The sequence below is a fragment of the Pseudomonas sp. BN414 genome (genome assembly GCF_029871275.1).
In the GTDB taxonomy this organism is placed as follows: domain Bacteria; phylum Pseudomonadota; class Gammaproteobacteria; order Pseudomonadales; family Pseudomonadaceae; genus Metapseudomonas; species Metapseudomonas resinovorans_C.
This window is the reverse complement of the sequence record NZ_SSOL01000070.1, coordinates 36,569-54,855: the sequence shown is the minus strand read 5'-3', so window position 1 is coordinate 54,855 and position 18,287 is coordinate 36,569. Positions and strand designations below refer to the sequence as shown.

Genomic DNA, 18,287 nt, shown 5'->3' with positions numbered 1-18,287 from the left:
GACACTAGCAGAGGCGCACCTTGCGGGCAAATGAAGGGGGCGGATGGTTGCTCCCCGGGGCGGGATTCAATTGTGGGGGCGAATTCATTCGCTAAGCAGCCCGCAGGGTTGCCCGACCGCCTCAGGGGAACGCTGCGCGTTCCATCGCGAATGAATTCGCCCCCACAGGTAGCCCACCCTACAAGGGAGTCCGGATCAGGTGATGGCGAAGTAATACACCGTCATCCCCGTCCCCACCGCAATCACCAGCCAGCGCAACCATCGGGTCGGTAGTTTCCGCGCCAGCGCACCGCCGCAGTAGCCGCCGCAACTGGCCGCGCCCAGCAGTACCGCCAGCTCGCTCCAGCTCACCCTGCCAGCCACCACGAAGGTCACCACCGCTACGCTGTAGATCGTGCTGGACAGCAGGTTCTTCAACGCATTGGCGCGCAGCAGCGGATGGCCTTCGATGGAAAAGGCCGCCAGTTGCAGGATGCCCATGCCCGCGCCGAAGTAGCCGCCGTAGATGGCCACAAGGCTATGGGACAGGTGGCTGGCGAGTCCGTGGGGCGGCAGCTCACCCGCGCTGCGTTGGCGGTTGATCAGCCTGCTCAGCCAGGGGCTGGCAGCGAACAGCAGGGTGGCGGCCAGCAGCAGCCAGGGAATCAGCCGGCGAAAGGTCTCATCGCCACCGGCCAGCAACAGGAGGCCGCCGCCCAGCCCACCCAGGAGCGACACCAGCACCAGTGGCACCACGTAACGCCCCAGGGGTCGCAGTTGCTCGCGCGCTGCCCAACTGGCAGCGAGGCTGGCAGGCCACAGGGCCACGGCGTTGGTAGCGTTGGCCGTGACCGGTGGCAGGCCGGCCGCGAGCAGGGCGGGGAAGGAGAAAAACGTACCGCCGCCAGCAAGGGCATTCATGCCCCCGGCGGCGAAGCCGGCGACCAATAGCAGGAAGAAATCGTGGAGGCTCATGTTCGTGCGCAAAAGCCGGCAGGTTACCCCCGGGAGTGAACGGTGGCAAAGGACGGGCGAACGGTCGACCGCCCGTTTGGCCGCCGACCAGTGAGCCGAATCGCTGATAAATGGAGACGCGCGTGTTCGCGGTAGCAGTATGCTTTCAACAACTCGTATGGGGCGGGGGCGGTAAGCGAAAGGAAGCCCACTCCACAAGCCTTCCCGGGCAGTAACTGCGGAAGGTGACAAGGCAGAGATCCACGCGTTAGCGTCAGGCCGGAATCGGGTTCAGTCGTCCCGCTTCCGGCCTCTTTCATTGTGCCTTCGGGTCATCCGCCAGCAGGGCGAAACCTTCGCGGTTGTCGCTGACGATACGGAAATGTTCGCTTTGTCCGACCTCCACGTGGGCGGCCTTCTCACGACGCAGCCGGCCCTTGGCGCAGAGCGTGTCGTCGGTTTCGTCGATACCGATGCCGACGATGCGGTCACCCGGCGGCACCTGGAAGCTGGCAACCTCGCCTATGCCGATGCGCGCCGCCAACTGGCGATCCACATGCACGGCGATGTAGCAGCCGCTGCCCAACCCGCCCATGTCGCGGTTCACCACGATTTGCCCACCACCCTCCACCGGCTGCTGGAATGCCAGCAAACGGTCGGCCGGGACCGGGGCGATGTGTTGCGGCTCGGCCCGGTAGGACGAGCAACCGGCGAGCAGCAACAGAGAAACAGCGGCACAGGTCAGACGCATGGAGCCCTCCTTGGGCGGAGCGAACATCGAGCAATGCTGGAACTCTAGTGGATGCTTCCGGCTTTGCCATGGAAAAGCCCGGTGCGGACTTCAGCGCTGGCCCGCGGCATCCTCCGTCGGCAGCTTCTTCAAACGGTAGGCCAGCGCCGGGCGGGTCATGCCGAGCAGGCGTGCGGCTTCCGAGACATTGTTCTGGGTGCGCTTCATCGCCCCCTGCATCAGCGCCTCTTCGACCGTGTCCAGGCTGACACCGCTGTCGATCAGGCGCTCCACCCAGTCGGGCTCGACACTCGGCGTCGCTTCCACCAGCGCCCCGTCACTGGAGAGGCCAATGCTATGGGCCTCGTGGGAGAGGTGCGGGAAGAGCGCATCCGCGCTGATGCTCTGGTTGGCGTCGGTGATGATCACGCCACGCTCGATGAGGTTTTCCAGTTCGCGGATATTGCCCGGCCAGTCGTAGCGCATGCAGGCTTCCAGGGCCCGGTCGGAAAGCCCCAGGGTCATCTTGCCGTACGCGGTGTGCAGGCGTGAGAGGAAGTGCTCCACCAGCAGCGGGATGTCTTCCTTGCGCTCGCGCAGCGAGGGAATGAACACCGGATAGACGTTCAACCGGTAGTAGAGGTCGGCGCGGAAACGGCCTTCCTTCACGGCTTTGGCCAGGTCCTCATGGGTGGCGGCGATCACGCGCACATCCACTTTGCGCGTCTGCGAGTCGCCCACCCGTTCCAGCTCTTCCTCCTGCAATACCCGCAACAGGCTGGCCTGGGCGCGAGGCGTGAGTTCCACCACCTCGTCGAGGAACAGGGTGCCGCCATTGGCGCGCTCGAAACGGCCCATGCGTGACTGCTGGGCGCCGGTGTAGGCACCGCGCTCGACACCGAACAGCTCGGCCTCGATCAGGTCCGGCGGGATGGCGGCGCAGTTCAGGGCCACGAAGGGGCCGCTGGCGCGTTCGCTGCGCAGGTGCAGCGAACGCGCCATGACTTCCTTGCCGACGCCCGTGTCGCCCAGCAGTAGGACCGAAGCCTTGCCTGGCGCGGCCTTGTCGATCAGCGTGCACGCCTTGCGATAGAGCGGCGCCTTGCCGATGCCGTAGTACTGACCGGCATCCTGTTGCAGGCGCTGGCGCATATTGGCGACCTGCACCTGCAGGGCCTGGAGTTCTTCGATGATGGGGTCGCACTGGAAGTAGCGCATGAACTCCTCGGCGTCCTCCCATTCCTCCACCGGCTTGCCGATGATGCGGCAGCGCGAGTCGCCGCAGCCGCGGCAGCTGACCTCCTTGTAGAGCACCTGGCGACCGAGGAAGAACGACGAGTAGCTGATGGCGTAGCCGAGCAGGGTCCAGCACACCGGCTGGTCGGATGACATGCCTTCGGCGCGGCAGTTTTCCACCTCGTAGGAGTTCTGCCATTCGAGGTCGGCGTAGAACTGGCCGTTCTCGATGTCGATATTCATCTCCAGCGGATTGACCTTGACCATGCCCTTGAGCGAATGCAGCTGCGGGCCGGTGAGGAACATCTCCACCGCGTCGGCATCGGGGCGCAGCTTGCGCGCCAGTTCGGCGTCCTTCAGGCCGGACTGGTAACCCAGGCGCAGGAAAAATCCCTTGGCGCGTTCTTCGCCGAGCATGTCCACCAGCTCGCGGCGGAATGAGCCCATGGCGGCGGACTGGAGCAGGAGCATGCGCTGCTCGTCGAGCCAGATCTTGCCCTCGTTGCCGAGGAAATGGACCCGGTCGGTCAGGTCTTTCAGCGTTGGGCTGTGCTCCGACGCCTTGTAATCAACTTTCATCGTGTTGCACCCCAGATTGTTCTTGTACGGGGAGTTGGCGAACCACCGCTCAGGCGGGCGGTTTGGATGGTTCGACCGGGCGGCCGATGGACGCAAGGAGGGGCCGCGCTCTTTTTCTAAGCGGCCTGAAAGCCAGTGAAATGTCAATCGCCGTCGCGAGCGGGGTAAGGCGGATTGGTGATTTGCTCAAGTGCACTCCGGCGATTGAGCAAATGGTGAAGAGCCTTCAGCCAGATTCCGGTGTTGTCGAGGCTTGCTGTCTTCGTTGCTTTCCACAAAAAACACTAAATAACAAAGGCTTATGTCTATTTTTCAGGAGAGTTACAGCCCCTGGCACAGGCGTTGCTCTAGCCCTGGCAACCCGCCCATGGAGTTGCCTTGCATGAGCCAGCAACAGACCCGCTTCGATCAACTGCCGCGTTACGTCCGGGTGCGCAGCGAGCCCGACGCCGTCTTCGTCGAGTTCGACTTCGCCATCGGCTATCCCGACCTCTTCGTCGAGCTGGTTCTGCCGCGCGCCGCCTTCACCAGCTTCTGCGAGCAGAACCGGGTTCAGCACATGGATGCGGAGATGGCCGAAGCCATCGACGCCGACATGGAGAAGTGGCGCTACGGCGAGAGCCGCGATCAGGCCGACTGATGGCCTGACCACGACGCGTCGACTCCCCACAACAACAAGTACAGGACGCCCTGCATGAGCATCGAGATCAAGACGGCAACGGCCGAGCCGATCCGCCAGACCTTCAGCCACACTCGCCGGCGCTTCGGCGACAAGCCTGCCAGCCGTTACCAGGAGGCCAGCTTCGACATCGAGGCGGCCACCAACTTCCACTACCGCCCGCTCTGGCAGCCAGACAAGCTGCTCAACGACCCCACCCGCACCGCGGTGCGCATGGCCGACTGGTACGCCGTCAGCGACCCGCGCCAGTTCTACTACGGCGCTTATGTGCAGACCCGCGCCAGGATGCAGGAAAACGCCGAACACGATTACGCCTTCTGCGAGAAGCGCAACCTGCTTGCCGGCCTCGATGCCGCCAGCCGCGAGCAGATCGCCCGTCTGCTGCTGCCCCTGCGCCACGCCGAACTCGGCGCCAACATGAACAACAGCGGCATCGCCGCTGACGGCTTCGGCACCAGCCTGACCCAGCTGCATATGTTCCACGCCATGGACCGTCTCGGCATCGCCCAGTACCTGTCGCGCATCGGCCTGATGCTCGACGACGGCGGCACCGACCTGCTCGCCGAGGCCAAGCAGCAGTGGCTGCAGGACCCGGCCTGGCAGGGCCTGCGTCGCTACGTGGAAGACACGCTGGTGGTGCGTGACTGGTTCGAGCTGACCCTGGCGCAGAACCTGGTCAGCGACGGCCTGCTCTACCCGCTCATGTTCCACAAGTTCGACGAGCAGCTCTGCGCCCAGGGTGCCGGTCAGGTGGGAATGCTCACCGAGTTCATGCGCCTCTGGTTCGCCGAGACCCAGCGCTGGGTCGATGCCCTGGTGAAAACCGTCGCCAGCGAAAACATCGAGAACCGCGATCTGATCGAAGGCTGGATCGCCCAGTGGCAGGCCCGTGCGCTTGAAGCCCTGGCGCCGCTGGCCGAAGTCGGCCTTGGCACTGCGGCCCTGGACACCGTGGCCGGTGAGTTCGCCGCCCGCCTGAAGAAACTCGGCCTTGCAGGAGCCGCGCAATGACTTCCCTCGTCTACATCGCCTTCCAGGACAACGACAACGCCCGCTACATCGTCGACGCCATCGTCCAGGACAACCCCCACGCCGAGATCCAGCATCAGCCGGCCATGATCCGCATCCAGGCCGAAGGCCGCCTGGAGATCAACCGCACCACGGTGGAAGAGAAGCTCGGCCGCGAGTGGGACGTGCAGGAAATGCTCATCGACGTCATCACCCTCGGCGGCAACGTCGAGGAAGACGAAGACCGCTTCGCCCTGCACTGGAACTGAATCCGCGCATAACGACAAGAATCGGGAGAGCCACCATGGCCGCCAAACGCCTGAACCAGAAAGACAAGTACCGCTGTCTGACCCGTGACCTGGCCTGGGAGCCCAGCTACCAGACCAAGGAAGACATCTACCCCTACGAGCGCTTCGAGGGCATCAAGATCACCGATTGGGACAAGTGGGAGGACCCCTTCCGCCTGACCATGGATGCCTACTGGAAATACCAGGCTGAGAAGGAGAAGAAGCTCTACGCCATCTTCGACGCCTTCTCCCAGAACAACGGCCATACCAATCTGTCTGACGCGCGCTACGTCAACGCGCTGAAGCTGTTCCTCTGCGGCGTGACGCCGCTGGAGTACCAGGCCTACCAGGGCTTCGCCCGTGTCGGCCGGCACTTTGGCGGTGCCGGGGCGCGGGTCGCCTGCCAGATGCAGGCAATCGACGAACTGCGCCATGTGCAGACCCAGATCCACGCCATGAGCCACTACAACAAGCACTTCAACGGCCTGCATGACTTCGCCCACATGCACGACCGGGTGTGGTTCCTCTCCGTGCCCAAGTCCTTCTTCGAAGACGCACGCACTGCGGGCCCGTTCGAGTTCCTCACGGCCATCTCGTTCTCGTTCGAGTACGTGCTGACCAACCTGCTGTTCGTGCCCTTCATGTCCGGCGCCGCCTACAACGGCGACATGGCCACCGTCACCTTCGGCTTCTCGGCGCAGTCCGACGAGGCCCGGCACATGACGCTGGGGCTGGAAGTGATCAAGTTCCTGCTGGAGCAGCACGAGGACAACGTGCCGATCATCCAGCGCTGGATCGACAAGTGGTTCTGGCGCGGATACCGCCTGCTGACGCTGGTGGGGATGATGATGGACTACATGCTGCCGAACAAAGTCATGTCCTGGGCCGAGGCCTGGGAGGTGTACTACGAGCAGGCCGGCGGCGCGCTGTTCAAGGACCTGGAGCGCTACGGCATTCGCCCGCCGAAGTACGTCGAGCAAACCACCATCGGCAAGGAACACATCAGCCACCAGGCCTGGTCGATTTTCTACCAGTACAGCCAGGCCACCAACTTCCACACCTGGATTCCCACGGACGAGGAACTGGACTGGCTCTCGGCCAAGTACCCGGACACCTTCGACCGCATCTACCGCCCCCGCTACGAGCAGTGGCGCGAGATGCAGGCACGTGGCGAGCGCTTCTACAACAACACGCTGCCGATGCTCTGCCAGATCTGCCAGATCCCGTTGTCCTTCACCGAGCCGGATGCGGATACGACCTTGAGCCACCGCAGCGTGGTGCACGGCGGCGAGCGCTTCCATTTCTGCTCCGACGGCTGCTGCGACATCTTCCAGCATGAGCCGGAGAAGTACGTCCAGGCCTGGCTGCCGGTGCACCAGATTCTCCAGGGCAACTGCGGCGGCGCCGATGTCGAGGCGGTGGTGCGCGACTACTACAACATCGCCTTCGGCCAGGACAACTTCGACTACCAGGACTCGCCCGAGCACCAACGCTGGCGCGAGTGGCAGGGCGACAAGCCCGCCGACCTCCCCAAGGCCGGCTGAGCCCCGAGGCGGGTGCCACGCGCCCGCCAACTCCCCCATTACAAGAAGGACAGCGTCATGCCCGTGACTGCCATCGGCGCCTATGCGGCGCAATCCCTGGACCGCCAGGAAAACTTCAACGGCCTGCAACTGGTGTACCTCTGCTGGGAACGCCACCTGATGTTCTGCGCGCCCTTCACCCTGCCGCTGCCGCCGGACATGCCCTTTGGCGACTTCATCGAACAGGTGGTCAAGCCGTCCATCGCGGCGCACCCGGACGCGGCGAAGGTGGATTTCTCCCGTGCGATCTGGCGCCTCGATGACGCCGATTTCCAGCCTGACCTGAAGGCCGGGCTGGCCGCCAACGGCATCGGCCACAAGAGCCTGCTGCGTCTTTCCACCCCTGGCCTGGACGGCCTCAACGGCAGCTTCAACTGAGGAGGTCGCCATGAGTTACCAGGTCACCATCGAACCCACTGGCGAGCAGATCGAAGTCGAAGAAGGCCAGACTATCCTCCAGGCCGCGCTGCGCCAGGGCGTCTGGCTGCCTTTCGCCTGCGGCCACGGCACCTGCGCCACCTGCAAGCTGCAGGTACTGGAAGGGGAGGTGGACATCGGCGCCGCCTCGCCCTTCGCCCTGATGGACATGGAGCGCGACGAAGGCAAGGTTCTGGCGTGCTGCGCCATCCCGCAGAGCGACCTGGTGATCGAGGCCGACATCGATGTCGACCCGGATTTCGCCGGCCACGCCGTGCAGGACCACCGCGCAACGGTGATCGCGCTGGACGACCTCTCGCCCACCATCAAGGGCCTGCGCCTGAAACTGGATCGCCCCATGGATTTCCAGGCCGGGCAGTACATCAACTTGCAGATTCCGGGTATCGACGGTACTCGCGCTTTCTCACTGGCCAACCCGCCGAGCCGTGCGGACGAAGTGGAATTGCACGTGCGCCTGGTCGAGGGCGGCCAAGCCACCGGCTTCATCCATGGCGGGTTGAAGGTGGGCGATGCGCTCGAACTCTCCGGTCCCTATGGCCAGTTCTTCGTGCGTGGCTCGCAGGCTGGTGACCTGATTTTCATCGCCGGAGGCTCGGGCCTTTCCAGCCCGCAGTCGATGATCCTCGACCTGCTGGAGCAGGGGGACACGCGACGCATGACCCTGTTCCAGGGCGCCCGCACCCGTGCCGAACTCTACAACCGCGAACTCTTCGAGCGCCTGGCCGAAGAGCACGAGAACTTCACCTACGTGCCGTCCCTCAGCCAGGCCGCGGAGGATACCGAGTGGACCGGCTTCCGCGGATACGTGCATGACGCGGCGAAGAAGCACTTCGACGGTCGCTTCACGGGCAACAAGGCCTATCTCTGTGGGCCGCCGCCGATGATCGACGCCGCGATCACCGCACTGATGCAGGGGCGCTTGTTCGAGCGCGACATCTTCATGGAGCGCTTCCTCACCGCCGCCGATGGTGCCGGCGAGAGCACCCGCTCAGCCCTGTTCAAACGCATCTGACCCAGCTTTATCCGCCGCTCCGCGCCTTGTGCGCGGACGGCGGCTCACGCCCATAAAAACAAGAAGGTATTGCTGATGAGCGCCAAATTGCGTGTCCTTTCCTGCTGCATCCTCGCCGCCCTGGGCCAGGTGGCTCACGCCACCGAAGGAGGCGGTTCCACCTACCCGATGGGCGCCGAGAACTACATGTCCGGTGCCATGCCGCCACCTGGGTTCTATGGCCAGGTGTTCTCCACTCACTACGAGGCCGACACCCTGCGCGGCAACGATGGCGACAGCCTACCCGTGGACTTCCGCGTGCGCGCCAACGTCATCGCTCCACGCCTGATCTGGGTGAGCGAGCAGCAGCTGTTCGGCGGCAACCTGGCCTTCGCGGCTCTGTTTCCCTTCGTCGACCTGAAGGTGGAAGTGAACGGCCAGTCCCAGAGCAAGAAAGGCCTGGGTGACATCATCTTCGGCCCGGCCCTGGGCTTTCATCACAGCGACAAGCTGCACAGCATCTTCGCCCTGGACTTCATCGCACCTTCGGGCGAATACGACCGTGGCGATCTGGCCAACATCGGGCGCAATTACTGGACCGTGGAGCCGGTGTGGGCGATCTCCTATGTCGACCCCGCCGGCCTCAACGCCAGCGTGAAACTGATGTACGACTTCAACCAGGAAAACCCCGCCACCGACTACCGCTCCGGCCAGGAATTCCACTTCGACTATGCCGTCGGCTGGGGCCTCGGAAATGGCTGGGTGCTGGGCGTGGGCGGCTACTACTACCGCCAGACCACCGACGACCGCCAGGACGGCGACCGCATCGACGACAACAAGGGCCGCGCCTTCTCCATCGGCCCGTCGATCATGTACAGCAACAAGGACGGCTGGTTCCTCACCGCCAAATGGGAACAGGAAACCCAGGTGCGCAACCGCGCGGAAGGCGATGCCTACTGGCTGAAGTTGACCGTGCCGTTCTAGGTCGGGGCAGGCCTGCGGCCTGCTTGGCGAATGAATTCGCCCCTACAGGTTGAACGTACGTTGGCACGGACAGCCCCCTCTCCCTCTGGGGTGAAGAGGCACGCTTTCGGAAGCACTGCTTCCGGTGCCGATGAACGCCTGAGCGCGAAGCGATCAGGCTGGGGCGCAGAGCGGGGTTGGGGTGAGGGGGATAGGGGGTTGCAGGGATTTGAAAATCTGAATTGTTGGGCCTCGTTCCTCGGACCAACCTACGGCAGGCCTGCGGCCTGCTTGGCGAATGAATTCGCCCCTACAGGAAAAGCGGAGGACGGCCCGGCTGGCACAAACTGCCCCCTCTCCCTCTGGGGTGAAGAGGCATGCTTTCGGAAGCACTGCTTCCGGTGCCGATGAACGCCTGAGCGCGAAGCGATCAGGCTGGGGCGCAGAGCGGGGTTGGGGTGAGGGTTGCGAAGCCCCGGCGCGGTATTGGGTCGCGTCCATGCCAGATCGTAGGTTGGCGCAGAGCGAAGCGAAGCCCAACGCGATACCAACCGGCGGACTCCGATGTCGCCGGCGCGAGTCACCCCTCTCCTCTTCAGGGAGAGGGGCCGGGGGAGAGGGAGGTTGAGCCCCGCGCGGTTCAGCCCCGCCGAAACACCAACGCCTTCAACCCCGCATCCTCATCGATATCCGCAAACTCCGGCGGATTCTCCAGCCGCTCCACAAAGCGCAATTCCGGAGCCTCCGCCGCCATCCCCTGAACGAGGAAGTCCGGCCCAATGGCAGGATCATTCACGCATGCCAGCACCACACCGTGCTCGGTCAGCAGCTCCGGCAGGCGACGCAGGATCTTCTGGTAATCGCGGGTCAGGGCGAAGCTGCCTTTCTGGAAGGAGGGCGGATCGATGATCACCAGGTCGTATGGCCCGGTCTTCTTCACCTTGCCCCAGGACTTGAACAGCTCATGGCCGAGAAAGCTCACACGGCTGAGGTCATGGCCATTCAGCCGATGGTTGTCCCGCCCTCGGCTCAACGCCGAGCTGGCCATATCCAGGTTCACCACATGCTCCGCGCCACCTTCGATGGCCGCTACCGAAAAGCCGCAGGTGTAGGCGAACAGATTGAGCACCCGCTTGCCCTGCGCGTTGGCGCGAACCCAGTCGCGGCCATAACGCATATCGAGGAACAGGCCGTTGTTCTGCTTCTTGCCCAGGTCCAGCTTGAAGCGCAGGCCCGCCTCGCTGACCACGCACTCATCCACCGCGTCGCCCCACAGCAGTTCGACCGTGCTCTCCAGTAGATAGCGGTGCTGTAGCAGCAATGTCCGAGCACCGCTGCGTTGCCAGGCCGGTGACTCGGTGAGGTGCAGCAGCGTGGCTCGCAGTGCAGCGAGCTCATCTTCGTCGACTTCGCGGAACAGCGACACCAGCACCACGCCCTGCAACCAGTCGACGGTGACCTGCTCCAACCCCGCCCAACGCCGTCCACGGCCATGGAAGATGCGGCGGATTTCGTCCGGCAGGTTCTCCAGGGCGGCGATCAGTTGCTGTTCGAGGGTGGCGATAGCGTCGAGGTTCATGGCAGGGGCGGTTCGGGAGTGAGCGGGGGCGGCATTCTACCCCGAGCATTCCGTCAGGTTTGCGTGGCCAGGCGGGCGGCACTTCGCCAGTGTGTCGCGTTCAGCAGGGATGTGAGGCGGTGATGGACGTACGGGAAGAGCGCAAGGCTTCGGGCCATCGACGGCGCATGAAGTTGAAGTTCACGTTACGAAGAAGAGACTGCACACCCGGGCCGTGACACCCGGGTGCAGGTGCAAGGCTCCTTACCAGAGCAGGGCGATCAGGATGATGATCGGGATGGGGATGCCGATAAGCCAGAGCAGGGCGGAACGCATGATGTTCTCCTTTGAATGGCCAGGCCATTCCTTGTGGAAAAGCAGGGTTCAAAGGATTAGGGATGCGCGAGGGGAGGTTGGTTCAGGCTTTCTGCCGAGGGGCCGAGATCTAGATGAACCAGTTAGCTGGAGTCGTTAAAGGGCAGGCTCGCCGGGGCGGTCGGCCTGACCAGCCGAATTCCGGGTTCAAGAGTCAGGGAACCGATGGTTCAGGATTTCTTACCGATTCACAGACTTCACCGCCCTGGCTTGCCCGCATCCACCGCTGGTGCGCCGCCTCGTAGAGCACGCGGGCGTCATCAAGCAGCACGCTCATGGAAGCGGACAGCCGCGCAACCTGGTGCTGGGTAAAGTCCTGGCTGTCGCTGAACTCCAACAGGCGCAATAGATTGAGCGCAGCGCTCATGCGCAGGTCTGCGGTGTCGAAGAGATCACCCGCTGGCGCGGAGGCGTTGAAGAAGAGCACGTCCTTGCAGGGTTGGGGGAGGGGCTTGAAGTGGGTCATCGCGTTTGCTTCCTGAATCGCTATGAAAGCTAAAAACTAAGTATGTCTTAGTGTTTGATCAAGCCCAATCTAAGAATCTCTTAGCCTTTTGAGGGCTAGGAAATGTCCGTTTTCGCCAGGAGGCTGAAAGAAGCGCGCAAGGCTGCAGGCCTGTCCCAGGAACGCTTGGGCATTTTGGCGGAGATTGACCCCATGTCCGCCAGCGCGCGGATGAACCAGTACGAAAAGGGCAAGCACGAGCCCAACATCGTCGTCGTGCGCCAGATTGCTGCGGTCCTCGATTTGCCGGAGGCCTACTTCTACGCTGCTGATGACGATATGGCGGTGCTTCTGCAGCTCTTTCACAGGATGCCTGCAACGAAGCGCAGTGAAGTGCTGGAACTGATTACCAAGATGGCTGAGTAAGCTTCAGCGCGTGATCAATTGGGTCACGCGCTCTCGGCAAAGCCTTGCAGGGTGGATGGCGCTCTTCCATCCACCATCGATGCCAATCCAGGCTCACCCGGTTGACTGTGGAAGCGCACCATCGAGCTAGATCGGGATTCCGAATGGTGGAAATAAAAAGCGATTTCCACCCTACGAATGCCAAGGAGGGCGTCCTTACAAGGCATCAGACTCAGGCTTGCCGGGGTGGTCCGTCTGATCCATCGGCCTGAACCTGCGCAGCAGCAGTGCGCACAGGACCCCGCTCAGCACGCCCAGCACGTTGGCGGCGATATCGGCCCAGGAGGCCGTGCGCAACGGCAACAGCTCCTGCCCCAGTTCGATGCCCACTGAAACCAGCAAGGGCCAAATGAACAACCACACCAGCCGGATGCGGGGAAAGGCGAGCCAGGCGCTCAGGGTCAGGCAGGCAAACCCCGCCCAGTGGTGCAGCTTGTCCTGGTTATCGAAGGCTTCGGGCACCGGGTCGCTGCTCAACCCGGCCACCAGGACCACCAGCAGCACAAGGCCGAAGGCAATCCGCGCCAGCCAGGTGATCCGTGAGTCCGTCATTCCACCACCTTGTCGAAGTTGCTGTGGAACATGTCGATGTTGCGTCCTTCTGTCAGGGTATAGAGCGAGTAGCTGCGGCCCAGCGAAGCGCCACCGTCACGGGTCAGCGGCGACCACACCAGGTTGGCCCGGCGCATGGTGGAGCTGGTCATCAGCTCGTCGAAGGGAATGGAGAAGTAGATGCCTTTGCCGAAACTACCTTCGCCGTACTCTTCCTTGGTGACGTTGGTGAAGGTTGCCCAGGCGCCGAAGCGCACCCCGTTGCGGAATTCGCGGGACAGGTCGAAGGTCACGCCGTAGTCACGGGCCAGGTAACGGCCCACGCTCACGGCGGCGAGGATGTCCTCGAAGGGCAAGCGGTAGTAGCCAGTCACATGGCCAGTCATCACGTTGTAGTCACGCAGGCCGAAATCCTGCTCGAAATCACGTTGTTGCACCCAGTTCCAGTTGCCGCCAATGGCCCAGCGCTCGCCCATCGGGCGATAGAGCAGCTCGCCGCCCACACCCGCGAACATGGATTCCAGGTAGCCACCGTAGGCCATGCCGTAGAGGTCTTCGTCCAGCTGACGCACCTTGTTCAGCTGGAAGGTGGGCATGGTCACGTCGGAGGTCGTCATGTACTCGCGGATGAACGTCCGCACGCGCGGCAGATTACTTGGCGCCGTGTACTTGAACTTGTCGAAGTTGTTCACCAAGTTCGCGCTGAGCGTGCCGTTCCACCAAAGGTCGCGCTGGAAGCGGTATTCGGCATTCAGATCGGCCGTGAACTGATAGAGCACGAAACCGTCAGGTCCGCCGACGTTCTGCTTGTAGCCAAGGCCCAGGCCGTAGGTGAAGGGCGAAAGCTCCTGAGCAAACAGCTCCTTCTCCTGGTGGGGCACGGGCGCGTTTTGCTCGGTGACGCGGCGCAGGTCTTCCACCGGTCGATCCTGTTGCGCCACTTCGCGGAAGGTCTCGCGGGGCAGACTGATCTCCTGCACGGCCATGCCATTGCGGCTGTCGACCACGGTGAACCAGTCGATCTCGTCGTTCACGCTGTTGTCGAGAATGCGCGCGGCACGGCCCACAGCCTTGGGAGCATGGAAGTAACGGGTCTGCTCGCCGTAGACGATCAGCTCGGAGTCTCGCTGGGTAATACGCTCGACCCGGTAGCCGGCGTTGTTGCGCAGGCGCTGGGCCACGCCGGCCCACTTCACATCCTCCGGCGCTACCTTGGGCATGCTGGCCTGGACCTTCTCGGCCGGCGGGTCGAAACTCTTGGTCGGCGCCTTGCGGGTGGCGAAGTTGGTGTGCAGGGTAATGCCGAACATCGCGGTGTTCCCGCGCTCCCAGGCAGCGTGCAGGTCTACCCAGTCACTGGCCTTGAACACCAGGCCCAGGTTGATGGGGGAGTCCTGCACCTGGTTGTTGTTCAGAGGTTCTTTCTGGTAGTCGTTGCCTTCGTATTCCAGCTTGAGCGAGAGCGGCTCCCAGGGCGTCTGGTAGTTCACTCCGCCGAAGAAGGCTGGACTACCTCGGAAGTAGGTATTGCCGTTGAATTCACCAGCATTGGAAACGTCTGCGTCAGGTCCTGGGCGGTCGTCGAACTTGTCATCCAGCAAACCGAACGGGTTATCAATATCCCCTCGGTTGCCAATATAGCCCCACGCCAGACCGAGGCTCAGGTCAAAATCCCCCAAGCGCTTGTTACCCACGAAGTACTCACTGGAGAAGAGCCCAGTACCGCCGATGTCGCGGCCGCCCAGTGCCAACTCTGGCAGCCAGTGGCTCTCTTTGAGGAGTCGTACCTTGGCGTCGATTGCCTTGTCTTTTGCGCTTTGATCACCGCTGAGGCTTTCCGGACCGTATTTCCGGTTACTGATCGCCGTATAGCGGAAGCTACCCTCCAGCCAGTCGAAAGGTTGGAAGGACACGCTGTAGCGGCTGTAGGGGGCGGTACGGTTGGCGTTCACCGACAGTTCGCCCGCCTCAGCCATGCGTGCGGTGGGGGTTTGCATTAGGCCTACGCCGCCAAAATCGCTCTGCGTATAGCGAGGTTCAGCCTGGGTGCAGGTCGCGCAGCCGAGCAGCAGGCACGGGAGCAAATGGCGCTTCACGGGGCCACCTCCAGCGGCTGAGTGCCAATGAAGGTGGCGAACTCGGCATTCAGGTCTGGCGTTGGGTCACCCAGGCCGGCACCGCGTACGGGTACATAGATGCGTGCGCCAGGCGCGGGTGGCGGTGGTGCATCGGTGCGGTTCCACAGCGCAATGCCCTGGCGCTGCACGCGACCATCGGGCTGAACCACAAAAAGTTCATCCAGGTCGGCTTCTGCATGCCGGGGGCAGGCTTCCAGGTAATCCCTGGCCATTTGCATGGGCACAAAGGGCAGTTGGCACTCGGCCAGGACTGCGCCCTCAATTCGCACATAAGCGGGGCGCGTCGGGTAGATCAGGCGATCGCCAGCGCTGAGTTCAAGGTTGTACTCGTGGTTGAGTTCCACCTTCACCGGGTCCAACTCCGCCACGCGGCGGCCGGTTACCGGCATCGCCTGGACCTTGGACGTGAGACCCCTGGCCAGTTCAGCCAGGGCCGGGCGGTTATCCAGCAGTGCGTTGCGCTCGAGGGTGGCCAGGTCGAACAGGACACCCAACTTCAGGCGCGTCTGCTCCTGGCGAAGCGGGCGATGCAGCCAGGCCGCGCCCAACAGATAGGCATTGGGGCTGACCTGGGCGGGCAGCAGCACATCGTGCAGGCGAGTCATGGCCTCCACGGGAAATTGGCCGGGCGCGGCGGCATCACCCTCGACCGTCACAGTCGGGGCGGCATTTGCGGCGTAGGCGAAAAGTGCGCTGCACAGCAGCAGCCAGGAAGGGCGCAAGCTCATTGTGAAATCGGTTCAATCTTCTGTAGGAGCCAGCTTGCTGGCGAACGATCTTTCGCCGCCCGCACCGGGCCGCCCAAGGTTATGCATTTAGAGGTCGAGCATCGCTCACTCGGCCCCATGTTCCGGCCGCAATGGGCGTACCTGCAGGATTCGCAAGGGCAGCTCGGGGGTTACATGCTGGACACTGGCCAGGATGAAACCGTCAGCGGGGTCCACCCAGTACTGATTGCGGGCCGAGTAGCCCAGTTCGGGCAGCTCGATGTGCTCATCGACGCGCAACAACTCCAGGTCGCGGTCGAGGATGCGCACCGTCTCCAGCCCTTTCTTCTCGAAATGGCTGATCAGCCGAGTGCCCATCTGATAACGCCCAGCGAAATCCACCTGGCGCTCGGCACGCAGCCCATCCGCAATGCGATGCAGGCCAGTGCGGAAGGGCGATTCGCCGACAAAACGGGTGCCGTCGAGATTGTCATTGAACCCCACGGAGCGGATGGCCAGGCCATCCTCCATCATCAGCACCTGCTGGGTAGAGGCCAGCCAGAACTGCACACCCTCCTGCAGGCGCACCAGGGCCATCACGGCCTCCCCGGTGGGGGCGGCAATGGTGATCTGGTAGTAGGGAACGGCCTCCACCTGCTCACGGGTCAGCTCCAGGGGCTGCGGCCCCTGGGTGGCGGCCTTGAGCGTGTCCCAGCTCGCCCGCATCAGCGGGTTGCAGGCACTCAGGAGCATTACGGCAAGCGGCAACAAGGCCAGGCGTGCAATTTTCACGTCATGACCACTCAGTTGCTGTTGTCGCTCATGTCATCTTGAATGGCGAAGCCGGTGCGCAGCAGGTTGGCGGATGGGAACACCTGGCTGATGAAACGGTTCCAGCGGGTGACATCTGCCGGGCCTACATACACCACATCCTGCGGCTGCAGCTTGAAGTGCTCGGCCACGATAAAGGCCGACGGGGACTTGAGGTTGAGCTGGTAGACCTTGGCTACATCCCGTTGCAGGTCATCCACACCGCGAATCACATACACCTCCTTGCCACTGGAGGTTTCCTGGCTCAGGCCGCCTGCGCTGCCAAGGGCATCCGTCAGGTTCATGTTGCTGCCCTTGAAGAATAGGGGGCGGGCGCTGAGTACCTCGCCTAGCAGATAGACCTTCTTGTTGTCGTTGTAAGGCAGATGGAGTTGGTCTCCGTCCCGCAGGTAGATGTTGTGCAGGACCGAATCCTTGCGGTTCAGCGTATCGAGGTCGATCACGTACTCGCGGCCATCGCGCTTGAGCACCAGGCCGGCAATATCGGCCGTGCCGACTTGCACGCTGCCTTGGCCAACTGCATCCAGTAGGCTAAGGGGCGTATTGGTAATCGGTACGGAGCCTGTTTTGCCAAAGGCGCCGGAGAGGATGACCTTCTGGCTGGCAAAGCGCAGCACGCTGACGTCCACCTGCGGCTCGGTCACCACGCTGGTGAGGCGCGAGGCAATCATCGAGCGCAGCTCTTCAATGGTCTTGCCTGCGGCCTCGACATTGCCCACATAGGGATAGAACAGCGTGCCATCAGGGCGCACCAGACGGCCGTTGGCCTCGATTTGCTGTTGAGAGCCAGAGGGCGCGGTGAGCTCGGGATGGTCCCATACGGTGATGTAGATCAGGTCGCCGGCGCCAATCCGGTACTCGCCGGGCTGAAAACTCAGCAATTCAGGGGCTACCTGGGTGCCATTCATGGCGGACTCGATGGCCACCAACTTCGGCGTGATGGGCACCAGCTCGATACGGCTGCTTTCAGGAGAGCCCTCGCGCACCAGATTGCCGGAATCCATGTACTGGCCAGGGGAGAACATACAGCCTTGCAGGGTGAGGCCAAGCAGCATGGCCAGGGGGAGTGCGCGATTCATGTTGGGTGATCTTGTGCGTGGGGCCAAGCGATGCCAAAGCGGCAGGGCCTGACTCGGAATCCAGGATGTGGGTTACGGCGTTGATGTCCGGGCCAACATGGGCATGTCGGCAGGCTGCATGCAAGTGCGCAAACAGTCGGGAGCTGTGACGATCAACCGGGGCCGGAAGTTACAGGGCCCAATGCGAAACCTCCCAGCGATGCTGGGAGGTTTCAAGGTGCAGCAACCAAGCGTATTGCTTAGTTGGTGGTACCGGTAGTGCCAGTGGTGCCGGTGGTGCCGGTGGTGCCACCAGCGCCCGGGGTGCTGTCGTTACCACCGCCGCTGCTGCTGTTGGAAGCAGCAACGCCAGCTGCAATGGCAGCAGCGCCAACAGCGAGGCCAGTACCCAGGGTCACGCCGCCCGCGATCGGGGTGGTCAGGGTCAGACCAGAAGTGGCGCCAGGAGTACCAGCGGCAGGTTTGCCAGCACTGGCGGGAGAGGCGGTCTCAGCGGCCATCAGCGAGGTGCTGAAGGCGGCTGCAGTAACGAGAGTCAGAAGTTTTTTCACGTTCATGCTCCTTTTATGAGCGTGTATGTCCCTAAGGAACGGTTGGTGTCGAAGGGTATGGATAAACCGTTGTCAATGCAAGCCGAAAACCTTGTGGGATGCGGCATGCGTGGCGTCGGACCATCTACCCCAGCTGTCAAAGTCCACCCTTCTGACTAA

Annotated in this window: 19 protein-coding genes; 8 read left to right on the top strand and 11 right to left on the bottom strand. The window is 63.0% G+C overall.

All coding sequences use genetic code 11. The features are described from left to right. Positions 1-195 precede the first annotated feature (195 nt). From E8E95_RS17510 to E8E95_RS17500, 3 genes are all read right to left on the bottom strand, one after another. A complete protein-coding gene (locus E8E95_RS17510) occupies positions 196-954 on the bottom strand; it encodes a sulfite exporter TauE/SafE family protein (RefSeq protein WP_280352263.1) in 759 nt (252 codons plus the stop codon). Positions 955-1,249: 295 nt separating this feature from the next. Then, positions 1,250-1,684 (bottom strand): 3-isopropylmalate dehydratase, encoded by a 435-nt coding sequence (locus tag E8E95_RS17505; RefSeq protein WP_280352261.1) that lies wholly within the window; start codon positions 1,682-1,684, stop codon positions 1,250-1,252. Positions 1,685-1,774: 90 nt separating this feature from the next. Continuing rightward, positions 1,775-3,478: a sigma-54-dependent Fis family transcriptional regulator gene (locus E8E95_RS17500; protein WP_280352259.1), complete on the bottom strand. Its 1,704-nt coding sequence runs from the start codon at positions 3,476-3,478 to the stop codon at positions 1,775-1,777. A gap of 382 nt (positions 3,479-3,860) precedes the next feature. Between E8E95_RS17500 and E8E95_RS17495 the strand changes: the two genes are divergently transcribed. The 7 genes from E8E95_RS17495 to E8E95_RS17465 all read left to right on the top strand — a co-directional run bounded on the left by E8E95_RS17495 (position 3,861) and on the right by E8E95_RS17465 (position 9,448). Beyond that, on the top strand, positions 3,861-4,118 hold the full coding sequence (locus tag E8E95_RS17495; RefSeq protein WP_120653214.1) for a phenol hydroxylase subunit: 258 nt from the start codon (positions 3,861-3,863) through the stop codon (positions 4,116-4,118). 54 nt (positions 4,119-4,172) lie between these two features. Beyond that, positions 4,173-5,168 carry an aromatic/alkene monooxygenase hydroxylase subunit beta gene (locus tag E8E95_RS17490; protein WP_280352256.1) on the top strand — a complete coding sequence of 332 codons (996 nt, stop codon included), beginning with the start codon at positions 4,173-4,175 and terminating at the stop codon, positions 5,166-5,168. Then, positions 5,165-5,434 (top strand): MmoB/DmpM family protein, encoded by a 270-nt coding sequence (locus E8E95_RS17485; protein WP_280352253.1) that lies wholly within the window; start codon positions 5,165-5,167, stop codon positions 5,432-5,434. Before E8E95_RS17490 ends, E8E95_RS17485 begins: the two co-directional genes overlap by 4 nt. Before the next feature lie 35 nt (positions 5,435-5,469). Further along, a complete protein-coding gene (locus tag E8E95_RS17480) occupies positions 5,470-6,996 on the top strand; it encodes an aromatic/alkene/methane monooxygenase hydroxylase/oxygenase subunit alpha (protein ID WP_280352251.1) in 1,527 nt (508 codons plus the stop codon). 57 nt (positions 6,997-7,053) lie between these two features. After that, positions 7,054-7,413 (top strand): phenol hydroxylase subunit P4, encoded by a 360-nt coding sequence (locus tag E8E95_RS17475; protein WP_280352249.1) that lies wholly within the window; start codon positions 7,054-7,056, stop codon positions 7,411-7,413. A 10-nt stretch (positions 7,414-7,423) separates the two neighbouring features. Then, positions 7,424-8,485 carry a phenol 2-monooxygenase domain-containing protein gene (locus tag E8E95_RS17470; protein ID WP_280352247.1) on the top strand — a complete coding sequence of 354 codons (1,062 nt, stop codon included), beginning with the start codon at positions 7,424-7,426 and terminating at the stop codon, positions 8,483-8,485. A 75-nt stretch (positions 8,486-8,560) separates the two neighbouring features. Next, positions 8,561-9,448: a transporter gene (locus tag E8E95_RS17465; RefSeq protein WP_280352244.1), complete on the top strand. Its 888-nt coding sequence runs from the start codon at positions 8,561-8,563 to the stop codon at positions 9,446-9,448. Positions 9,449-10,067: 619 nt separating this feature from the next. On the opposite strand, the gene E8E95_RS17460 is transcribed toward E8E95_RS17465, so the two are convergent. Together E8E95_RS17460 and E8E95_RS17455 are read right to left on the bottom strand one after the other, a co-directional pair. After that, positions 10,068-11,006 (bottom strand): class I SAM-dependent methyltransferase, encoded by a 939-nt coding sequence (locus E8E95_RS17460; protein WP_280352242.1) that lies wholly within the window; start codon positions 11,004-11,006, stop codon positions 10,068-10,070. A gap of 508 nt (positions 11,007-11,514) precedes the next feature. After that, a complete protein-coding gene (locus tag E8E95_RS17455; protein ID WP_280352240.1) occupies positions 11,515-11,826 on the bottom strand; it encodes a hypothetical protein in 312 nt (103 codons plus the stop codon). A 102-nt stretch (positions 11,827-11,928) separates the two neighbouring features. Between E8E95_RS17455 and E8E95_RS17450 the strand changes: the two genes are divergently transcribed. After that, positions 11,929-12,231 carry a helix-turn-helix transcriptional regulator gene (locus E8E95_RS17450; protein ID WP_280352237.1) on the top strand — a complete coding sequence of 101 codons (303 nt, stop codon included), beginning with the start codon at positions 11,929-11,931 and terminating at the stop codon, positions 12,229-12,231. Positions 12,232-12,426: 195 nt separating this feature from the next. Here E8E95_RS17450 and E8E95_RS17445 read toward each other — a convergent pair whose 3' ends face one another. The 6 genes from E8E95_RS17445 to E8E95_RS17420 form a co-directional block, all read right to left on the bottom strand. Next, complete coding sequence (locus E8E95_RS17445; protein ID WP_280352235.1) at positions 12,427-12,822, bottom strand: VanZ family protein; 396 nt, start codon at positions 12,820-12,822, stop codon at positions 12,427-12,429. After that, on the bottom strand, positions 12,819-14,918 hold the full coding sequence (locus E8E95_RS17440) for a YjbH domain-containing protein (RefSeq protein ID WP_280352233.1): 2,100 nt from the start codon (positions 14,916-14,918) through the stop codon (positions 12,819-12,821). The genes E8E95_RS17445 and E8E95_RS17440 overlap by 4 nt, the downstream gene beginning before the upstream one ends. Then, positions 14,915-15,688, bottom strand: coding sequence for a capsule biosynthesis GfcC family protein (locus tag E8E95_RS17435; RefSeq protein WP_280352231.1), 774 nt, complete (start codon positions 15,686-15,688; stop codon positions 14,915-14,917). Before E8E95_RS17435 ends, E8E95_RS17440 begins: the two co-directional genes overlap by 4 nt. Positions 15,689-15,793: 105 nt before the next feature. After that, positions 15,794-16,459, bottom strand: coding sequence for a YjbF family lipoprotein (locus E8E95_RS17430; RefSeq protein ID WP_280352229.1), 666 nt, complete (start codon positions 16,457-16,459; stop codon positions 15,794-15,796). An 11-nt stretch (positions 16,460-16,470) separates the two neighbouring features. After that, the gene (locus E8E95_RS17425; protein WP_280352227.1) at positions 16,471-17,577 is read right to left on the bottom strand and encodes a polysaccharide biosynthesis/export family protein; all 1,107 of its coding nucleotides are present in this window, start codon (positions 17,575-17,577) and stop codon (positions 16,471-16,473) included. 239 nt (positions 17,578-17,816) lie between these two features. Beyond that, positions 17,817-18,128, bottom strand: a complete 312-nt coding sequence (locus E8E95_RS17420; protein ID WP_280352225.1) for a hypothetical protein — start codon at positions 18,126-18,128, stop codon at positions 17,817-17,819. Between the last annotated feature and the right edge of the window lie 159 nt (positions 18,129-18,287).